Origin of the sequence: Pararhizobium sp., assembly GCF_035497515.1 — a bacterium.
Lineage (GTDB): Bacteria > Pseudomonadota > Alphaproteobacteria > Rhizobiales > Rhizobiaceae > Pararhizobium.
On record NZ_DATJDJ010000024.1, the window covers coordinates 61,061 to 80,256 of the forward strand.

General features: G+C 61.9%; 17 protein-coding genes. 7 read left to right on the plus strand and 10 right to left on the minus strand.

Annotated elements, in window-relative coordinates:
• The first annotated feature begins 44 nt into the window (after positions 1-44).
• Positions 45-983 (plus strand): EamA family transporter RarD, encoded by a 939-nt coding sequence (rarD, locus tag VL202_RS02190; protein ID WP_325462552.1) that lies wholly within the window; start codon positions 45-47, stop codon positions 981-983.
• Positions 984-1,005: 22 nt separating this feature from the next.
• Here rarD and VL202_RS02195 read toward each other — a convergent pair whose 3' ends face one another.
• Complete coding sequence (locus tag VL202_RS02195) at positions 1,006-1,626, minus strand: TIGR00730 family Rossman fold protein (RefSeq protein ID WP_325462553.1); 621 nt, start codon at positions 1,624-1,626, stop codon at positions 1,006-1,008.
• Between the two features lie 260 nt (positions 1,627-1,886).
• Between VL202_RS02195 and VL202_RS02200 the strand changes: the two genes are divergently transcribed.
• The 4 genes from VL202_RS02200 to pssA all read left to right on the plus strand — a co-directional run bounded on the left by VL202_RS02200 (position 1,887) and on the right by pssA (position 7,603).
• On the plus strand, positions 1,887-3,863 hold the full coding sequence (locus VL202_RS02200; RefSeq protein ID WP_325462554.1) for a LysM peptidoglycan-binding domain-containing protein: 1,977 nt from the start codon (positions 1,887-1,889) through the stop codon (positions 3,861-3,863).
• A gap of 121 nt (positions 3,864-3,984) precedes the next feature.
• Entirely contained in the window at positions 3,985-5,871 is a 1,887-nt protein-coding gene (locus VL202_RS02205) for an ABC transporter ATP-binding protein/permease (RefSeq protein ID WP_325462555.1), read from the plus strand.
• 149 nt (positions 5,872-6,020) lie between these two features.
• Positions 6,021-6,719 carry a phosphatidylserine decarboxylase gene (locus VL202_RS02210; RefSeq protein ID WP_325462556.1) on the plus strand — a complete coding sequence of 233 codons (699 nt, stop codon included), beginning with the start codon at positions 6,021-6,023 and terminating at the stop codon, positions 6,717-6,719.
• A 32-nt stretch (positions 6,720-6,751) separates the two neighbouring features.
• On the plus strand, positions 6,752-7,603 hold the full coding sequence (gene pssA / locus VL202_RS02215) for a CDP-diacylglycerol--serine O-phosphatidyltransferase (protein WP_325462557.1): 852 nt from the start codon (positions 6,752-6,754) through the stop codon (positions 7,601-7,603).
• Positions 7,604-7,674: 71 nt separating this feature from the next.
• Here the strand turns inward: pssA and VL202_RS02220 are convergent, their stop codons facing one another.
• The 9 genes from VL202_RS02220 to VL202_RS02260 all read right to left on the minus strand — a co-directional run bounded on the left by VL202_RS02220 (position 7,675) and on the right by VL202_RS02260 (position 16,709).
• Positions 7,675-8,415 carry an SDR family NAD(P)-dependent oxidoreductase gene (locus VL202_RS02220; protein ID WP_325462558.1) on the minus strand — a complete coding sequence of 247 codons (741 nt, stop codon included), beginning with the start codon at positions 8,413-8,415 and terminating at the stop codon, positions 7,675-7,677.
• 233 nt (positions 8,416-8,648) lie between these two features.
• Positions 8,649-10,139, minus strand: coding sequence for an amidophosphoribosyltransferase (purF, locus tag VL202_RS02225; RefSeq protein ID WP_325462559.1), 1,491 nt, complete (start codon positions 10,137-10,139; stop codon positions 8,649-8,651).
• A gap of 153 nt (positions 10,140-10,292) precedes the next feature.
• The gene (locus VL202_RS02230; protein WP_325462560.1) at positions 10,293-10,907 is read right to left on the minus strand and encodes a CvpA family protein; all 615 of its coding nucleotides are present in this window, start codon (positions 10,905-10,907) and stop codon (positions 10,293-10,295) included.
• A 196-nt stretch (positions 10,908-11,103) separates the two neighbouring features.
• Positions 11,104-12,507, minus strand: a complete 1,404-nt coding sequence (radA, locus tag VL202_RS02235; protein ID WP_325462561.1) for a DNA repair protein RadA — start codon at positions 12,505-12,507, stop codon at positions 11,104-11,106.
• Positions 12,507-12,824, minus strand: a complete 318-nt coding sequence (locus tag VL202_RS02240; RefSeq protein WP_325462562.1) for a type II toxin-antitoxin system RelE/ParE family toxin — start codon at positions 12,822-12,824, stop codon at positions 12,507-12,509. Before VL202_RS02240 ends, radA begins: the two co-directional genes overlap by 1 nt.
• Entirely contained in the window at positions 12,814-13,077 is a 264-nt protein-coding gene (locus VL202_RS02245) for a type II toxin-antitoxin system ParD family antitoxin (protein WP_325462563.1), read from the minus strand. Before VL202_RS02245 ends, VL202_RS02240 begins: the two co-directional genes overlap by 11 nt.
• Positions 13,078-13,131: 54 nt before the next feature.
• Positions 13,132-14,292 carry an alanine racemase gene (gene alr, locus VL202_RS02250; RefSeq protein WP_325462564.1) on the minus strand — a complete coding sequence of 387 codons (1,161 nt, stop codon included), beginning with the start codon at positions 14,290-14,292 and terminating at the stop codon, positions 13,132-13,134.
• A gap of 129 nt (positions 14,293-14,421) precedes the next feature.
• Positions 14,422-15,066 (minus strand): TerC family protein, encoded by a 645-nt coding sequence (locus VL202_RS02255; protein ID WP_325462565.1) that lies wholly within the window; start codon positions 15,064-15,066, stop codon positions 14,422-14,424.
• 140 nt (positions 15,067-15,206) lie between these two features.
• The gene (locus VL202_RS02260; RefSeq protein WP_325462566.1) at positions 15,207-16,709 is read right to left on the minus strand and encodes a replicative DNA helicase; all 1,503 of its coding nucleotides are present in this window, start codon (positions 16,707-16,709) and stop codon (positions 15,207-15,209) included.
• Positions 16,710-17,059: 350 nt separating this feature from the next.
• Between VL202_RS02260 and VL202_RS02265 the strand changes: the two genes are divergently transcribed.
• Positions 17,060-17,503: a MarR family transcriptional regulator gene (locus tag VL202_RS02265; protein WP_325462567.1), complete on the plus strand. Its 444-nt coding sequence runs from the start codon at positions 17,060-17,062 to the stop codon at positions 17,501-17,503.
• A 7-nt stretch (positions 17,504-17,510) separates the two neighbouring features.
• The gene (locus tag VL202_RS02270) at positions 17,511-19,184 is read left to right on the plus strand and encodes an MFS transporter (protein WP_414692792.1); all 1,674 of its coding nucleotides are present in this window, start codon (positions 17,511-17,513) and stop codon (positions 19,182-19,184) included.
• The last annotated feature ends 12 nt before the right edge of the window (positions 19,185-19,196 follow it).

The window sequence follows — 19,196 nt, forward strand, 5'->3', positions numbered from 1 at the left end:
TGGAGTAGGACGGCCGAACGATAAAAATATGACGGGATAACGCCATGGCGGATGAAAAACAGGCACCTGCGGTGCAAAACGGCGATTCGCCTCGCGGCTTTGCCTTCGCCTTGGCGGCTTATCTGCTCTGGGGTTTCCTGCCGTTCTTCATGAAGGCGGTCGCCCATATCCCGGCCTTCGAGGTTGTGGCGCATCGCATTGTCTGGTCGGTTCCTCTCGCCGGCGCCATCCTGATCTGGCTCGGGCGCACCGGCGACGTGAAGGCCGCACTGCGCTCACCGCGCATGCTGAAGATGGCGACGCTGACCGCGATTTTGATCACCGTCAATTGGGGCATCTATGTCTGGGCGATCGGCGCCGGACGGGCACTCGAAACGGCGCTCGGCTACTATATCAACCCGCTCTTCTCGATCTTCCTCGGTGCCGTGCTGCTCAAGGAAAAGCTCAACCCGGCCCAGATTGCCGCCATTGGCCTGGCGGCAATCGCCGTCGTCGTGCTCGCCTTCGATGCCGGCGGTCTGCCTTGGGTGTCGATCGGGCTGGCGCTGTCCTGGGGGCTCTATGCCTTCTTCCGCAAGACCCTGCCGGTCGGGCCGAACCAGGGCTTCTTCCTCGAAGTCCTGCTGCTCAGCGTGCCCGCGCTCGGTTATATCGTTTATTTGGAAGCCACGGGGCAGGGGCATTTCGGCGACACCGGCTTTGCCGATGTTCTCTGGCTGATGGCCTGCGGTATCGTCACCGCCATCCCGTTGATGATCTATGCCAATGGCGCCAAGCTGCTGCGGCTTTCGACCATCGGGATCATGCAGTACATCGCCCCGACGATGATCTTCATCATCGCCGTCTTCGTCTTCCAGGAGCCCTTCGGCACGTCGAAGCTGATTGCTTTCATCCTGATCTGGGCCGCACTCGCCGTCTATTCGACATCGATGATCATGGAAAGCCGCGCCCGTCGGACCGGCTTGCCAAATCCGGCGGAATAAGGCGGGACGAACTTATCAAGCTTCAAAGCTTGGCGATAATGCCGTCGTCGCCGTCGCGGTCGACCTGGCTTGCCCAATGGGCGAGCAAAGCCGGTACGATTTCTTCCGGCTGGTCGATGACGATCGGCTGGACGAGGTGGGCGGTGTGGATGAAACCTGAATCGGCCATGTGGCGGATCAGCTTCATCAGCGGATCCCAGAAGCCGCCGATATTGGCGAGCACGATCGGCTTGCGATGGCGGCCGAGTTGCGCCCAGGTCATCACCTCGATGATCTCCTCCAGCGTGCCGATGCCGCCGGGCAGGGTGACGAAGGCATCGGAGCGCTCGAACATCTTGTGCTTGCGATCATGCATATCAGGCGTGACGATCAGTTCGCTGAGCTGGCCCAGCGAATGGCGCGTCGCCTCCATATCCATCAGGAATTCTGGTATGATGCCGGTGACGCGGCCACCCCCCGAGAGCACGCCGCTGGCGACGGCCCCCATGATGCCCTTGGTGCCGCCGCCATAGACGAGGCGAAGATGATTCTCGGCAATGGATTTGCCAAGAATCCGGCCGGCGTCCATGTAGGACTGGTCACGTCCGGGCTGTGAGCCGCAATAGACGCAGATGGATCGAATCGGGATATTTTTCTCATTCATGGTCCAAAGAGACATCGCACTGCAACAGGCGTCAAGAAAAATGACGGGAAACAGGGAAGCGACAGCGTCGGAACAGGTGGCAATGCTTGTGTAAAGCGCTGGAAATCGTTAGCAATTTCAGGATTGGACTGACACTTTCTGCGTGTCTCCGGCCCCGGGGGAAAGAATACGGGACGTGAGCGCGCATGCAGGGCATGGGGAAAGCCGTTCCTTTGCGTTCATGTCGGGCGCTGGCGGCTTCGGGCCATTTGGAGATGTGCATGATGAAGAACAAGGCCGGCTGGGTGGCCCTTATCGTCCTGGCAATTGCATCGCTGCTGATGATTTTCGTTGTCATGCCGAATATCCAGGGCAAGAAGGATGCCGAGACTGCCGGGACACCGGCGCAGGACGAAGCCAAGCCCGCCGGCGCGACGGCCGATGCAAAGGGTGCGCGTCCGACAGTTGAAGGCGATGCGGCCAAGCAGGCGGAAACGACACCGCAGACCGCCACCGATGCGAAACCGGCCGATGCCCAGACCGCCGACGCAAAGCCGGCCGATCCGACAGCCGGCTGGGCCGTGCCGGGCTTCGACGTCCTGCGCGTCGAACCGGATGGCTCGACGGTCATCGCCGGACGGGCCCAGCCGAATACAAAGCTCGAAATCGTCAACGGCGACATGGTGGTCGGCACGGCGGAAGTCGGCGCGACCGGCGATTTCGCCGCGATCTTCGACAAGCCGCTGGCTGCCGGTGATTATCAGCTGACGCTGCGCAGCGTCGGCGAGAACGGCGCCACCAAGTCGTCCGAGGAAGTGGCCACGGTATCAATTCCGAAGGACAGGACCGGCGAACTGCTGGCCATGGTTTCCAAGCCCGGCGAAGCCAGCCGTATCATCACCAAGCCGGCAGGCGAAACGGCGGAGAAGCCGACAACGGGTGAGGTCGCCAGGACCGAACCCGCTGCGGACGCAACCGCCGCCGCGATCGATACGGCAAAGGCGACTGATACGTCCGCCAAGCCCGCTGATGCAACACAGACCCCCGCCACACAGGCCCAAGCGGCCACCGAGGGCGATGCCGCAACCGTCACGCCGACCGCCAGCGGCACATCCGCCGTTGCGGTCTCGGCCGTCGAGATCGAAGGCAAGAAAATCTTCGTGGCCGGCAATGCCAAAGCCGGCGCGCTTGTGCGTATTTATGCTGACGATGCGCTGGTCGGGGAAGCCAAGGCGGATGAGCAGGGCCGTTTCGTCGTCGATGGAACGATCGATCTTTCGGTCGGTAGTCATACGATCCGCGCCGACGTCATGGGCGCCGATGGCAACAAGGTGGAAGTGCGGGCTGCTGTTCCGTTCGATCGTCCTGCGGGCGAGCAGGTGGCGGCTGTCGCGCAGAGCAATGCCCAGGGGACCGTCGCACCGTTCGATGGCGGCAGCTTCGATGGCCTGCGCCTGGAAGCCGGCAAGGCGCTCGGCCTGCTCAAGGGCCTGTTTGCTGATGGCAAGGTACCGTCCGTCGAAGAATTGGCGGCGGCCCGCTCGGCGACCGAAATCGCGCTGAACTCGCTTGCCGATTTCAAGGTGGCCGACAATCTCGACCAGAGCGTCAGGGAAATGGCCGGCAAGACCTCCAAGGCTGCTGCCGATGCACTTGCGCTGCTGAAGTCGCTGCCGCAGGACGCAGACAGCGTCTCCGCCGCCCTCGGCAAGGTCGAGACGGCAGTCGGTTCGGCCCTGATGCCGCGCACCGATGGCACCGGCGGCAATGCCGTTGCCACCGAAACGACGACGCCGGCTCCGGCCACGACGACGGACAATGCCGCAACGACCGTCACTCCGACCGAAGGTCAAGACGCCGAACCCGCACCGGCGACGGAGACGGCCGAGAAGCCTGCCGCTGGAGCAACCACGCCGGCCGCTCAGCCGGAGGCTGCCGCTACGGCAACCGGCAGCGGCGCAGCAACGGCGACGCCGGCGACCGGTCAAGCCGCTGCCGAGCCGGAAACGGTTCAGCAGGCACCGCTGCAGCAGAGCAAGACCTCGGTCATCATTCGCCGTGGCGATACGCTCTGGCAGATTTCCCGCCGTGTCTACGGCGCGGGCGTCCGCTACACGACGATCTATCTTGCCAACGAGGACCAGATCACGGATCCGGACCGCATTCTGCCGGGCCAGATTTTCGGTGTGCCGGACAAGGCGATGTCGGAAGAGGAATCGGAAGAGATGCATCGCAAGCGTCTGAAACAACTTCCCTGACGGCTTTTTGTCCGGCGCTCCATTGCGGCGGACCGACATGGGACCTATTTGAAATACAAAGAGCGGCGCCTTGAGAAAGGCGCCGCTTTTGATTGGAATTTAGCGAAGACGGGGACAGACGTTGGCAGCGCAGAAAAAAACGGTATCGGCGGATGCAGGCAATCCGCTGCAGACGATCATCAATCTCTGGCCCTATATGTGGCCGAACGACCGTGCGGATTTGAAGATGCGCGTCGTCTGGGCGACGGTGATCCTGCTGGTGGCCAAGGTCGTGCTGCTGCTCGTGCCGTATTTCTTCAAATGGTCGACGGATGCGCTGAACGGCAAGGCCGATCTGGTCGGCACGCTGCCGGTCTTCTTCACCGGCGCGGTCATGCTGGTGCTGGCCTACAATCTGGCGCGCCTGCTGCAGGCGGGGCTGAACCAGTTGCGCGATGCGCTGTTTGCCAGCGTCGGCCAGCATGCGGTCCGCCAGCTTGCCTATCGCACCTTCGTGCACATGCACCAGCTTTCCCTGCGGTTTCATCTGGAACGGCGCACCGGCGGCCTGTCGCGCATCATCGAGCGCGGCACCAAGGGCATCGAGACGATCGTCCGCTTCACCATCCTCAACACCGTGCCGACACTGATCGAGTTCCTGCTGACGGCGATCATTTTCTGGTGGGGCTATGGGTTCAGCTATCTCCTCGTCACCGCCGTCACCGTGGTCGTCTATATCTGGTTCACCATCAAGGCGAGCGACTGGCGCATCGGCATCCGCCGCGCCATGAACGACAGCGATACCGACGCCAATACCAAGGCGATCGATTCGCTCCTGAACTTCGAGACCGTCAAATATTTCGGCAACGAGGAAATGGAGGCGAAGCGCTTCGACCAGTCTATGGAGCGCTACGAGCGCTCGGCGACTCAGGTCTGGACCTCGCTCGGCTGGCTGAACTTCGGCCAGGCCGTCATCTTCGGCGCCGGTACGGCGATCATGATGGTGATGTCGGCCATGGCCGTGCAGCGCGGCGAGCAGACACTCGGCGATTTCGTCTTCATCAACGCCATGCTGATGCAGCTCTCCATCCCGCTCAATTTCATTGGCTTCGTCTACCGCGAAATCCGCCAGGGCCTGACGGATATCGAGCAGATGTTCGACCTCCTGGAAGTGCAGGCCGAGGTCACCGACATTCCGGATGCGGTGGAACTGGCGATCGACAAGGGCGCGATTGCCTTCAAGGACGTACACTTCGCCTATGACCCCGCCCGGCCGATCCTGAAGGGCATCACCTTCGACGTTCCGGCCGGCAAGACCGTCGCCGTCGTCGGTCCATCCGGCGCCGGTAAATCCACGCTCTCGCGGCTGCTCTACCGCTTCTACGATGTCCAGGAAGGCGCGATCACCATCGATGGCCAGGATGTTCGCGGCGTGAAGCAGAAATCGCTGCGCGCCGTCATCGGCATGGTGCCGCAGGATACGGTGCTGTTCAACGATACCATCGCCTACAACATCCGCTATGGACGCACCTCGGCCACGCAGGCCGAGGTCGAGACGGCGGCCGACATCGCCCAGATCGGCGGCTTCATCGAGAGCCTGCCGGAAGGCTACAACGCCATGGTCGGCGAGCGCGGCCTGAAACTGTCGGGCGGCGAGAAGCAGCGCGTTGCGATCGCGCGAACCGTGCTCAAGAACCCGCCCATCCTGATCCTCGACGAGGCGACCTCGGCGCTCGATACCCACACCGAGCAGGAAATCCAGGCGGCGCTCGATATCGTATCGCAGAACCGCACGACGCTGGTCATCGCCCATCGCCTGTCGACGGTCATCCATGCCGACGAGATCATCGTTCTCAAGGACGGCGGCATCGCCGAGCGCGGCACGCATGGGGAACTTATCGACCGTGACGGCCTTTACGCTTCCATGTGGAACCGCCAGCGCGAGGCGACGCAGGCAGAAGAAACGCTGAAGAAGGTACGAGAAAGCGACGATCTCGGCGTGGTGACGCGCGGTCCGGCAGCGTTGTGATAAGGGCGGACTGGGAGTTGCCACAGGCAAGCGGCCTATAGATAATTGGGTGCGCCGACGATTGGCTATTGGCTAATTCCTCCCGTGCATTGCCCGGCCCGGCGTTTCGCTGTACGTGCTGTTGCAATAAAATATGGAGACGCGAGTTCATGAGCTTGATCAATACGGTGCGCAACACGCTGGTCCCGGTGCATAACGAAGGGTATCCCTTCATCGCCGGTTTCTTCGTCGTTTCGCTGGTTCTCGGCTTTCTCTGGGAGCCGTTGATGTGGATCGGCTTTATTCTCACCGCATGGTGCGCCTACTTCTTCCGCGATCCCGAGCGCATGACACCGCTAGACGACGATCTGGTGATCAGCCCGGCCGATGGCCGCGTCTCGTCGATCGCGCTGATGACACCGCCGGAGGAACTCGGGCTCGGCGATGCGCCGATGCTGCGTATCACCGTGTTCATGAATGTCTTCAATTGCCACGTGAACCGCGCGCCGATGCGCGGCACGATCCGCCGCATCGCCTATCGCGCCGGCAAGTTCGTCAATGCCGAACTCGACAAGGCAAGCCACGAGAACGAGCGCAACGGTCTGGCGATTGAAACAGCGCACGGCACGATCGGTGTCGTCCAGATCGCCGGCCTCGTCGCCCGCCGCATCGTCTGCTGGGCACATGAAAGCGACACGCTGCAGCCGGGCGAACGCTTTGGCCTCATCCGCTTCGGTTCAAGACTTGATGTTTTCCTGCCGGCCGGAGCCGCCCCTCGGGTGAGCCTCGGCCAGACGGCGATCGCCGGTGAAACGGTTCTCGCCGAATTCGGTTCGCCAAAAGGCCCGGTCATCAGCCGTCGCGGTTGATGACAGCAGGCAAACAGGAACAGGAGCACGCCATGGAAACGCCCTTTCCGTCTTTTGAACCGAACGGCCCGAACGACGAGGCGCGTGGCCCCCGCCTGCGGGAAATCCCGTTGCGGCTGATCGTGCCCAACCTGATCACCGTGCTGGCCATCTGCGCCGGGCTGTCCGGCGTGCGTCTTGCCTTCGAAAACCGCTTCGAACTGGCCGTCGGCATGGTTCTGGTCGCGGCTTTTCTCGACGGCATCGACGGTCGCGTCGCCCGCCTGATGAAGGCCACGTCGAAATTCGGTGCGCAAATGGATTCGCTCGCCGACATCGTCAATTTCGGCGTCGCCCCGGCACTGGTGCTCTACGCTTTCGTTCTCGATCAGGCCCGTTCGCTCGGCTGGATCGCGGCCCTGATCTACGTCATCGCCGCCGGGTTGCGGCTTGCCCGCTTCAATGTGATGTCGGAGCGCGAGGTCAAGGCTAGCTGGCAATCGGAATATTTTGTCGGCGTACCTGCGCCGGCCGGCGCCATGCTGGTGCTGCTGCCGATGTATCTCGGGCTCCTGGGCATGGCTCCCGATCGGCCGATTGCGATCTTCGCCTCGGCTTACACGGTTCTGATCGCCTTCCTGCTGGTCAGCCGCCTGCCGGTCTGGTCCGGCAAGTCGGAAAATCGCGTCCGCCGCGATCTTGTTCTGCCGATCATCCTCTTCGTCGTGCTCTATGTCGCGACGCTAATGAGCTTCACCTGGGAAACCATGGTGATCACCGCCGTTGGCTACCTGATCAGCCTGCCGTTCGGAGCGCGCAAGTGGCAGAAGAAGTACGGCGACTGGCCGCTGCATCCGGATCATTTGATGACCACCGAAGACGGCCTGCCCGGCGACAAGAAATAGTCTGTAACCAACGCATGAAAAAGCCGCCGCGGGATATCTCGCGGCGGCTTTTTCATGTCGTCGTTCGGTGATCAGTCCGGCAGCCGGTAATCTACGATCCGATTTTCTCGGACGATAAACAGCTTGCCCGTTTCCGTCTGGCCGGGGCCAACGAGCGGCAGGAGTTTGGCGGCGATTTCTGACGGATGCGGCAGGGTTTTCGGATCTTCGCCGGGAACGGCCTGCGCCCGCATGGCGGTGCGCGTGGCGCCGGGATCGACCGAGAGGATGCGCAGCGGCAGGCGCTGCGTCTCGCCGGCCCAGGTGCGCGCCAAGGCTTCCACGGCGGCCTTGGAGGCGGAGTAGGGTCCCCAGAACGGCTTGCACTTGTGTGCGGCGCTGGAGGACAGGATGAGGGCGCGGCCGGCATCCGACTGCTGCAGCAGCGGATCGACCGAGCGGATCAGCCGCCAGGTTGCCGTCACGTTCACAGTCATCACCTTTTCGAACACCTTGGATTCGACGTGGCCGACCGGCGAGATGACGCCGAGCACGCCGGCATTGGCAACGAGGATATCGAGCTTGCCCCAGCGTTCGTGGATCGCGCCGCCGAGTTTGTCGATCGCGGCCATGTCTGCGAGATCGAAGGGCACGAGCGTGGCCGGCAGACCGCCCGCCGCCTTGATCGCATCGTCGAGATCCTCAAGGCCGCCAACAGTGCGGGCGCAGGCAATCACCTGCGCGCCGGCCTTGGCCAGTTCCAGCGCTGTGAAAAAGCCGATGCCGCGGGATGCGCCGGTGACCAGTGCAATGCGGCCCTTGAGATCGATCATGTCTGGATGGCTCCGAGTTTTTGATGCGGCTTGCTGTGCCATATGAATGGCTCCGGACGCAAGCCGGGATGGCGACGCGGATTGCGGTCGGCGAAATTGCCGCAGTTATGCAGTATATTTAAGCTGTTACAGCGACCTTTCCGCGTCATATTTGACGCGCGGCGCTGCCGTGAAAAAGACAAACGCCACCACCGGGAGACGGAAACGCTCTGACTACCGGTCTGCTGTCCGGATCAGCCGTTGCTGGCCAGGACCGAAAGCTTCAGCCCGGCGGTTTCGCCGTTCTTGTCGAGCAGGCGGGTGGGGTAATCACCGGTGAAATAGTGATCGGTGAACTGCGGACGGGCATTGTTGCGATCCTCGCCACCGACAGCACGGTAAAGACCATCGATCGACAGGAATTCCAGTGAATCCGCGCCGATATATTTCGCCATGGCCTTGATGTCGGCATACTGGTTCGCCAGCAGCTTGTCGGCATTGGGCGTGTCGATACCGTAGAAATCCGGATAGAAGATCATCGGGCTGGCGACGCGGATATGGACTTCCGTGGCGCCGGCATCGCGGATCATCTGGACGATCTTCAACGACGTTGTACCGCGCACGATGGAATCGTCCACCAGCACGACGCGCTTGCCTTCGATCATCGCCCGATTGGCGGAGTGCTTGAGCTTGACGCCGAAGGCTCGGATCTGCTGTGTCGGCTCGATGAAGGTGCGGCCGACATAGTGGTTGCGGATGATGCCATATTCGAAGGGAATGCCGCTCGCCTGGGCAAAGCCGAGAGCCGCCGGCGTGCCGCCATCGGGAACGGGAACGACGACATCGGCCTCGACCGGCGATTCCTTGGCGAGGTTGATGCCCATGTTCTTGCGGGCGACATAGACGCTGCGACCGCCGACGACGGAATCGGGGCGGGCGAAGTAGACATATTCGAACAGGCAGAGACGTTCCGGTTGCCGGTTGGCAGCCTTGCGCGCATCGATCTGGATCGAGCCATCCGGCTGGATCTCGCAGATGATGACTTCGCCGTTCTCGACGTCGCGGATGTATTTGGCGCCGATGATGTCCAGTGCGCAGGTTTCCGAGCAGAAGATCGGCTTGCCATCCAGTTCACCCATGACCAGCGGCCGGATGCCGATGGGATCGCGGGCGGCGATCAGCTTTGTGCGGGTCATCGCAACCATGGCATAGCCGCCTTCCATCTGGCGGATGGCATCGATGAAACGATCGGCGGTCGAGGAATGACGCGAGCGGGCGATCAGGTGAAGGACGACTTCGGTGTCGGAGGTCGATTGACAGATGGCGCCGGTGGCAATGATCTGGCGGCGCAGGGTCAGGCCATTGGTGAAGTTGCCGTTATGGGCGATCGCGATGCCGCCGACCTCGAGTTCGGCAAACAGCGGTTGAACGTTGCGCAGCGCCACTTCGCCGGTCGTGGAATAGCGCGTGTGGCCGATCGAGATCGAGCCGGGCAGTTTCGCCAGAACAGCCGGGTCGGTATAGTGGTCGCCGACAAGACCCATGCGCTTTTCGGTGTGGAACTGCTTGCCGTCGAAGGTGACGATACCGGCTGCCTCCTGGCCGCGGTGCTGCAGGGCGTGCAGCCCCAGCGCCGCCAGGGTCGCCGCATCGGGATGTCCCAGAATGCCGAAGACGCCGCATTCCTCGTGCAGCGTATCGCCATCGATCTCGTCGTGAATCTCTGCTGCTCGCAAATGGGTCATCGCTGTTGGCCTTTGTTCTGACGGCTGAAACGCGTTTGGCATATCGTATCAGATTTTCCGTCCTTCAAGTCGTCAGACCTGAGGGTTTCACATAGCATCATTGCAAAATGGACAGGGCCCGCCGGAGCGAGCCCTCATGTCGTTCGGTCGGACTTAGCCGTTGGTGCCGGCGTCGTTCGTGGCCGGCGTTTCCTCGGCCGGCGGCTGGGTGGTCGCGCCGCCGGTGCCTTCGTTTTCGCCTTCACCGGTCGTATCCTTGCCGCGCAGGCGGTCGAGGATCGTGGCATCGGCATTTTCAGGCAGAAGCGCGATCAGCTTGCCGCCGAGATTGTCGAGCAGCGGCTTGGATTTCGCGGTGGTGACCCAGACAGGCTGCTGCTGCGGAGCGACCAGCCAGTTGAAGAACAGCATGGCGACGACGACCAGCAGGACGCCGCGGGCGGCGCCGAACAGGAAGCCCAGCGTCCGGTCAAGTGCGCCGATGCGGCTGTCGATGATGAAATCGGCGATCCGCATGGTGATGAAGGAAATGATGATCAGCGCAATGAGGAAGATCACGCCGGCCGAGCCGATCATCGCGACCGTGTCGCTGCTGGTATAGTTCTTCGCAAAGGGCAGCAGGTGAGGATAGAGGAAATAGGCGGCAGCGGCAGCGCCGAGCCAGCTTGCGACCGACAGGACTTCCCGGGAAAAGCCGCGCACCATGGCCAGGATGGCCGAGAAAAGCGCGACGCCGAGAACGATACCGTCGAGAATTGTAATGGGCATATTGTCCTACTCCGAAACCGCCTGCTGCTCCGCGTGTCCGATTGGACCCGCATAGGACGCAGCACCCCAAATTAAATGCGCGACCCCACGCCGATTGTCCGCGAACCATATATCATCAAGTCGCAAGCGTCTTTCGATGGTCCATGATTGAACACTGTTTTCTCCGGAATTCGCCGATGTTTAACCAACGATTTCCTCAATCATCATCGTCCGTCTGCCGCAAGGCTGCCTTCGAGCCGGCAATGCGCGCCACCAGATCCGGCAGGCTTTCCATCTCCGCCCAGCTCATGCCGGCCCCCTTGGGCAGATCGGCTGAGGCAGACGGCAGGACAGCCTGTGAAAAGCCGAGCTTTTCGGCTTCTTTAAGGCGCTGGGCGGTATGCGCAACCGGCCGGATGGCGCCCGACAGACTGACTTCGCCGAAATAGACGCAATCGGACGGAAGGGCAAGACCGGCAAGCGACGAAACCAGCGCGGACGCGACGGCAAGATCGGCCGCGGGCTCGGTAATGCGATATCCGCCGGCAATGTTGAGGTAGACGTCGTGCTGGCCGAGCCGGACGCCACAATGGGCCTCGAGCACCGCGAGGATCATCGACAGTCGCGCGCCATCCCAGCCGACCACGGCGCGGCGCGGCGTGCCGAGCGATGTCGGCGCCACCAGCGCCTGGACCTCGACCAGCACCGGGCGGGTGCCCTCCATGCCGGCAAAGACGGCGGCGCCTGGCGATTTCGAATTGCGCTCGCCGAGAAACAGTTCGGACGGATTGGTGACTTCGCGCAGCCCCTTGTCGGACATTTCGAACACGCCGATCTCGTCGGTTGGTCCGAAGCGGTTCTTGACGGTGCGCAGGATGCGATAGTGATGACCCCGGTCGCCCTCGAAATAGAGCACGGCATCGACCATGTGCTCGACGACACGCGGACCGGCGATCTGGCCTTCCTTGGTGACATGGCCGACGAGCACGATGGCGGCGCCCGTCTGCTTTGCAAAACGGATCATCGCCTGCACGCCGGTGCGCACCTGCGTCACCGTTCCAGGCGCCGAATCGGCCGTGTCGCTCCACAATGTCTGGATCGAATCGATGATGGCGAGATCCGGCCGTTTGCCTTCGCCAAGCGTCGCCAGGATATCCTCGACATTGGTTTCTGCTGCCAGAAGCACGTCGGTATCGGCAGCGCCCAGCCGCTGGGCGCGCAGGCGAACCTGGGCAACGGCTTCTTCACCCGAGACATAGATGATCCGGTGGCCCTGCCGCGACAAAGCCGCCGCCGCCTGCATCAGCACCGTGGACTTGCCGATGCCGGGATCGCCGCCGATCAGCACTGCCGATCCGCGCACGAAGCCGCCGCCGGTCGCCCGGTCGAGTTCGGAAATACCGGTCGTGATGCGCGGTGCATCCTCGATTTCACCGGACAGGGTCGTCAGCGCCACCGGCCGGCCCTTCTTCGGCGTCCTGCCGGGACCGGCGCCAATGCCACCCATCGGGTCTTCCTCGACGATGGTGTTCCACTGGCCGCAGCCTTCGCATTTTCCAACCCAGCGGGTGTGAACCGTGCCGCAGTTCTGGCAGATGAATTGTGTCCGGGCTTTCGCCATCAAATTTCGCTTTCGGGGAAGTCTATCGGGGAAATGTCCTGGCGGCCATGAAGGATGCGGACGATGTAGATATGGGATTCTTCGACGCGGAAATAAATGCAGCGGTCGCGATAAGGCAAGGCACGGAGTCGTTGACTGAATTGATTGCGTGCAACACCGGGAGAGCCGGTTTGCGCGACCGAATTGATCTTCAAATGGATGTCGAGGACGAACGCGGCAGCAGCGGGTGGATTTTCCGCCGCGCTGTATTTGTAGATTGATCGGAGATCCGCCCGGGCGGCACGGGAAAAAACCGCCTTGCGACTCTTAATCGTCATGCTGCCCGTACATTATATCGTGCAGAAGAGCCTCTCCGTCGGCGTATTCGTAAACGCGACCAACGGCGATATCATCCTCGCCCTCTCTGATAAGCCTCTTCAATTCCGCAAATTTTGCCTCATCGCGCTCCAGCAGCCGCAGCCCGGCCCGAACGACTTCACTCGCATTGTTGAAGCGTCCTCGTGTGACCTGCTCGGTGATGAAAGCGTCGAAATGATCGCCGATGACAAAGGATTTCTTGGCGTTGGACATCGGAGTTCTCCTTTGTGTCACGCATAGCATAGAGTGAGAACAGTTCCTACCCTCCTATGCCTCGACATAAGCTCGCTCGTACCGGCTCCCGAGGCTGGTGAGCATCTCGTAGCCGATGGTTCCCCCGGCGCGGGCGACGTTGTCGACGGCGATGTTCCTGCCGAACAGTTCGATATAGTCGCCGGGACGGGCGGCATTTTCCGGCAGGTCGGTGACGTCGAACAGGGTGAGGTCCATGGTAACACGGCCGAGTTGCGGAATTTTCACGCCATGCAGGAAGCCATAGGCGCCCCCTGGGGAGGCCTGGCGCAGGGTAACGCCGCCGCCGGAAAGCGAACGGTGGTAGCCGTCGGCATATCCAACGGCAGCGATCGCCACGCGGCTGTCGCGGGTGAACTGCGCCGAGCCGCCATAGCTTCCCGTATCCCCCTTGCTGGCATTGCGGATCACCAGAATGCGGGCCTCCGCAGTGACCACGGGCGTCATCGGGTTCGGCATGTCGTTGACGGCTTCGCCGCCATAGACCGCAATGCCCGGCCGCGTCAGGTCGAAATGGAAATCGGGTCCGAGATGGACGCCGCCAGAATTGGCAAGGCTTGATTCGACGCCTTCGAAAGCTGCCGTAACCGTTCGGAAAGATTCAAGCTGCCGGCGATTGAGCGGATGGGACGGATCGTCGGCGCAGGCGAGGTGGCTCATCACCAGGATAGGCGAGAAGCTTGCCGGACGGGCAGGATCGTTGGCAAGCGTCAGTGCTTCCTCGACGGTCAGACCCAGCCGCTTCATGCCGGTATCGACATGGAGGACGCAGGGGTGATCGCCGCGCTCCGACAGCGTCGACATGAACAAGGCGAGCTGTTCCTCGGAGTTGATGATCGGGATCAGGTCGTTGTCGAAGAACAACCGTTCGTTTCCGGGCCACATGCCGGCGAGGATATGGATGCGGCCGTCCGGTACCAGGGGGCGAAGTGCTGCGCCTTCCTCGGCATTGGCGACGAAGAAATCGCGGGCGCCGGCGCGGTAGAGCGTGCTTGCGGCTGGTTCGATGCCGATGCCATAGGCATTGGCTTTCAACACCGCGGCCGCTCGCGCCTTGCCGGAGAGCGTGTTCATTGCCCGCCAGTTGTCGGCAAGCGCGCCGAGGTCGATGGTGAGGCGGTTGGACGCGGCCTCGAAGGCGGCATCAGCGGAGGAGGGGTCGTGCAAAATAGCCATGCGGAGAGAGATACAGCCAAGCAGGTTGCTCTGCAATCGCCGGCCTGCCTTGGCAGTTCTGTCTTTCGCAGAAGGGAAGGAATGTTGGCGGCAGTCGCCGGATCCGGTTCTCTGCCGCCGCTTCAATGATCAACCAAGCGCGGACATAATGGCCGGTTCGACTTCCATGAAGCCCTCATAGATCATCTTCAGCGCCACGAAAAGGATGATGGCGAGACCCAGATAGGAAATCCAGGGAAACCGGTTGAGCAGCTTGGCGATGAACGAGGCAGCGATGCCCATCAGCGCGACCGACACGGCAAGGCCGAGGATGAGGATGTTCGGGTGTTCGCGGGCGGCACCCGCAACGGCCAGAACGTTGTCGAGCGACATCGAGACGTCGGCGATGACGATCTGGAGAGCCGCCTGCTTCAGCGTCTTGCGCGGTGCGCCGGAGCCGACAGAGCCGTCCTTGTCGAGATCCTCGCCGGTCAGGGATTCCAGACCTGCATGCTCTTCATGGGCGGCAGTGCGCAGTTCGCGCCACATCTTCCAGCAGACCCAGAGAAGCAGGATGCCGCCGACCAGCAGCAGGCCGAGGATTTGCAGCAGCTGCGTTGCAAGAAGGGCGAAAATGATGCGCAGGACGGTGGCGGCGGCAATCCCGATCAGAATGGCCTTGCCGCGCTGTTCCTTGGGAAGTCCGGCAGCGGCGAGACCGATGACGATGGCATTGTCGCCCGCCAGAACAAGATCGATCGCAAGGACCTGGAGCAACGCGATAAAGGCTTCCATGAGTGGATTTTCCCTAGACTGAGATGTCGTTCGCGGCGAAACCGTCGCGATACTTTGCCGGTTTTATTTTCGATTATCCGGAAGAGCGCGGATTTGCAACACGATGCGGCGGAGCGACCGCACGACCCGCATGATGGTGCTCAATGTTCCTCGTATTGCGTGAAGCTCGGGTCGGCGAGGTCCGTAAAACGGGTAAATTCGGACTGGAACGCGAGTTTCACCGTGCCGGTCGGTCCGTGACGCTGTTTGGCGATGATCACGTCGGCCGTGCCCTTCACCTTTTCGAAGGTCTGCTTCCATTCTTCGTATTTCGGGTCGAATTCGTCGCGTGGCTCCATGTTCTTCACATAGTATTCCTCGCGGAACACGAACAGCACGACGTCGGCGTCCTGCTCGATCGAGCCGGATTCGCGAAGGTCGGAGAGCTGCGGGCGTTTGTCCTCGCGGCTTTCCACCTGACGCGACAGCTGCGAGAGCGCGATGATCGGCACGTTCAGTTCCTTGCCGAGCGCTTTCAGGCCGGTGGTGATCTGGGTGATTTCCTGCACGCGATTGTCGCTGGACTTTCCCGAACCGGTCATCAGCTGGATATAGTCCACCACGAGGCAATCGAGGCCGCGCTGGCGCTTGAGCCGGCGCGCGCGCGCCGAAAGCTGGGCGATCGAGATACCACCCGTCTGGTCGATATAGAGCGGGACCTTCTGCATCATCTGGCTGCAGGCAACGAGCTTTTCGAAGTCGTGTTCGGAAATATCGCCGCGGCGGATTTTCGAGGAGGAGACTTCGGTCTGCTCGGAGATGATACGGGTTGCCAGCTGCTCGGACGACATTTCGAGCGAATAGAATCCAACGACGCCACCGTTCTTGGCCTTCATCGAACCATCCGCCTGGACTTCGGGCTCGTAGGAGGCGGCGATGTTGTAAGCGATGTTGGTGGCAAGCGAGGTCTTGCCCATGCCCGGGCGTCCGGCCAGTACGATCAAGTCGGAGCGCTGCAGGCCGCCCATACGCGCGTCGAGCGACAGGATGCCGCTGGAAATGCCGGACAGATGGCCGTCGCGTTCGAAGGCCTGGCCAGCCATGTCGATGGCGAGCGCCACCGCGTCGTTGAACGCCTGGAAGCCGCCGTCATAGCGGCCGGTTTCGGCGAGCTCGAACAGCCGGCGTTCGGCATCCTCGATCTGGCTCTGCGGCGGCATGTCGAGCGGCGCGTCATAGGCGATGTTGACCATGTCCTCGCCGATGGTGATCAGCGAACGCCGCAGGGCAAGGTCATAGATCGCCCGGCCATAGTCCTCGGCGTTGATGATCGAAACGGCTTCCGAGGCGAGGCGGGCAAGATATTGCGCCACCGTCATGTCGCCGACCTTTTCGTCCGCCTTCAGGAAGGTCTTGATGGTCACCGGATTGGCCGTCTTGCCCATGCGGATGATGTCGCCGGCCACTTCGAAGATCTTGCGATGCAGCGGCTCGTTGAGGTGGACCGGCTTCAGGAAGTCCGAGACGCGGTAGAAGGCATCGTTGTTGACGAGGATCGCGCCCAGCAGCGCCTGTTCGGCTTCAAGGTTGTTCGGCGCTTCGCGATATTGCGCTTCCGTCTGGTCCTTGGCGATGGGGGCAAGTCTGCGCGCGATCTCGTTCATGGCGTTCCGTCTCTGTCTCAGGTGGCTGTGCCATCGTGTGCGACCCGCAAAGCCGATGGTCAAGAGCGCCGCACCGATAGTTTTCGATGCATCGCGTCTCGCGGTCTGCCTTCACCGTTGTTCACAGGGGCTGTCGGAATAACACGGATATTCCGGCAATGCAGGCATTAACGCTTGACCGGCTTCTGCGCGAATCGCGTTGCTGCTGCCTTGCCCCGCCATTTTAATCCGCCTTGCCGCCCTTCACACGATTTTTTGCCACCGCCAATGGTGTGGGTTGAAAATCCCATCGGTAGCGGCTAGATAGGGTGTAAATAGTTAGCACACTAATATTATGAAGAAGGTATGAAATGCTCAACGCCGCCGTCAATCGCGAACTGTTCGATGCACTGTCCTCGGTGAACCGCAAGCTGCGGGCTCTGTTTGATGCGCGCGTGAAGGAGAGGGGGCTGACCCTGTCGCGCGCCCGTGCCCTGTTCGCGCTCTCCCGGCGCGACGGTCTCAACCAGCGCGAACTGGCCGAGGAACTCGGCATCGAGACGCCGACCATCGTGCGCCTGCTCGATGGCATGGAAAAGCAGGGCTTCATTGAACGCCGGGTCGAGGCAAGCGACCGGCGCGCCAAGCAGATTCACATGACGGAGCATGGCCGGAGCATCGCCGATGAGATCGACAGGCTCGCCTGCGAAATCCGCGAGCAGGTGCTGGGTGATGTCGATGCAAGAGACAAGGCGACAGCCTTGCAGGTCATCGGTATGATGACGGGCAATATCCTCGCCATCACCAGGAAATGACCGGGAGATGAGTGTCGCGGTTCATGGAAATGCGATCGATGACCGCGATGCCGACGCGGCGCCGGTTGTCGTGGCGGTACCGGAACCCGTACCGCCAGCGCCCGCGCCGATGACACCGGCGAGAGCCGCGATCTATATGGCCTCCTCGGTCCTGCTGTTCCTGACGCAGGGCCTCGGCATGAACCTGCTCAACGCCAATATCTATCAGCTGCAGGGCTCGCTTTCGGCGACGACGACGGAGATCGCCTGGCTGTCGGCGGCCTATATGGCGCCTTACGCCTCCATGTCGATCGCGCTGTTCAAGATCCGGTCGCAATTCGGCCTGCGGCCCTTTGCCGAACTCAGCATCATCTGCTTCGTCATCGCCTCGATCCTCAACCTGTTCGTCTCCGACCTGCATTCGGCAATCGTCGTCCGCTTCCTCAGCGGCATGGCGGCCGCGCCTCTATCGACGCTTGGCTTCCTTTACATGCTCGAGGCCTTTCCGTCGGCGCGCAAGCTTTCGGTGGGGCTCAGCCTCGCGCTCCTGAACACGACGCTGTCGGCTCCGATCGCCCGGATCATCTCGCCGTCGCTGATGGAACTCGGCGGCTGGCATGCGCTCTATACGTTCGAGATGGGGCTGGCGCTGATTGCCCTGCCGGTCGTCTACCTCCTGCATTTGACCGCGCCGCCGCGCGCCAAGGTCATCCAGAAGATGGATATCCTCAGCTACCTGCTGCTCGCCACCGGCTTCGGCTGCCTGGCGGTGTTCCTGACGCTGGGGCGGCTCTACTGGTGGTTCGAGGCGCCGTGGCTCGGCCTCCTGCTGGCCTGCTCGATCACCGCCCTGACGGTGATGGTGGTTATCGAGTTGCCGCGCAAGATGCCGCTCCTCGACATGCGCTGGCTCTTCACCCGGGAGAACATGCACATGGCCGGCATCCTCCTGCTTTTTCGGGTCGTCAGTTCCGAGCAGACGACAACGGCGGCGAATTTCTACATGCAGCTCGGCCTGCTCAATGACCAGACCCGGTCGATGTATGCGGTCATCCTCCTGGCATCCATTGCCGGGGGATTGGTGTGTACCGTCCTGATGATGACGCGCTATGTGGAAACGGCGCATGTGCTGGCGCTGGTGCTGATTGCCGCCGGCGCGTGGCTCGACAGTCAGTCGACCAGCCTGACGCGGCCGGAGCAGATGTATCTCAGCCAGGCCATGGTCGCAGCCGGCGCGGCTATGTTCCTGCCACCGGTCATGTCGAAGGGGTTTGCCGCCGTTCTGGCCAAAGGCGTCGGCTACGTCGTCAATTTCCTGGTGATCTTCCTCTTCACCCAGAGCATCGGCGCGCTTTGTGCGCAGGCGGCGCTTGGCACCTTTGTCACTATCCGCGAAAAATTTCACTCGAATGTTCTGGTAGAGCACATCCTTCTGACCAATCCTTTCGTCGCCCAGCGCGTTTCGCAGCTATCCGGCACCTATGGCAAGGTCATCACCGACAAGTCGTTGCTGAATGCCGAGGGTTTGCAACTGCTGGGTCAGCAGATCACGCGCGAAGCCAATATCCTTGCCTATAACGACGCCTTTTTCGTCATTTTCATCGCAGCTTCCATCGGCCTTGCCCTGTTGCTTGGGCATCTCGCCTGGTCGAGGCTGATCCGCCCGGTGATGAAGGTCCCGGCTGCCACCACATCCTCCTGACAGGTCTTGTTC

Bases quoted from the DNA above. Each gene is read 5' to 3' on its own strand.
- rarD (WP_325462552.1), top strand. From the start codon at position 45: ATGGCGGATGAAAAACAGGCACCTGCGGTGCAAAACGGCGATTCGCCT.
- VL202_RS02195 (WP_325462553.1), bottom strand. From the start codon at position 1,626: ATGAATGAGAAAAATATCCCGATTCGATCCATCTGCGTCTATTGCGGC.
- VL202_RS02200 (WP_325462554.1), top strand. From the start codon at position 1,887: ATGATGAAGAACAAGGCCGGCTGGGTGGCCCTTATCGTCCTGGCAATT.
- VL202_RS02210 (WP_325462556.1), top strand. From the start codon at position 6,021: ATGAGCTTGATCAATACGGTGCGCAACACGCTGGTCCCGGTGCATAAC.
- pssA (WP_325462557.1), top strand. From the start codon at position 6,752: ATGGAAACGCCCTTTCCGTCTTTTGAACCGAACGGCCCGAACGACGAG.
- VL202_RS02220 (WP_325462558.1), bottom strand. From the start codon at position 8,415: ATGATCGATCTCAAGGGCCGCATTGCACTGGTCACCGGCGCATCCCGC.
- purF (WP_325462559.1), bottom strand. From the start codon at position 10,139: ATGACCCATTTGCGAGCAGCAGAGATTCACGACGAGATCGATGGCGAT.
- VL202_RS02230 (WP_325462560.1), bottom strand. From the start codon at position 10,907: ATGCCCATTACAATTCTCGACGGTATCGTTCTCGGCGTCGCGCTTTTC.
- radA (WP_325462561.1), bottom strand. From the start codon at position 12,507: ATGGCGAAAGCCCGGACACAATTCATCTGCCAGAACTGCGGCACGGTT.
- VL202_RS02240 (WP_325462562.1), bottom strand. From the start codon at position 12,824: ATGACGATTAAGAGTCGCAAGGCGGTTTTTTCCCGTGCCGCCCGGGCG.
- VL202_RS02245 (WP_325462563.1), bottom strand. From the start codon at position 13,077: ATGTCCAACGCCAAGAAATCCTTTGTCATCGGCGATCATTTCGACGCT.
- alr (WP_325462564.1), bottom strand. From the start codon at position 14,292: ATGGCTATTTTGCACGACCCCTCCTCCGCTGATGCCGCCTTCGAGGCC.
- VL202_RS02255 (WP_325462565.1), bottom strand. From the start codon at position 15,066: ATGGAAGCCTTTATCGCGTTGCTCCAGGTCCTTGCGATCGATCTTGTT.
- VL202_RS02260 (WP_325462566.1), bottom strand. From the start codon at position 16,709: ATGAACGAGATCGCGCGCAGACTTGCCCCCATCGCCAAGGACCAGACG.
- VL202_RS02265 (WP_325462567.1), top strand. From the start codon at position 17,060: ATGCTCAACGCCGCCGTCAATCGCGAACTGTTCGATGCACTGTCCTCG.
- VL202_RS02270 (WP_414692792.1), top strand. From the start codon at position 17,511: ATGAGTGTCGCGGTTCATGGAAATGCGATCGATGACCGCGATGCCGAC.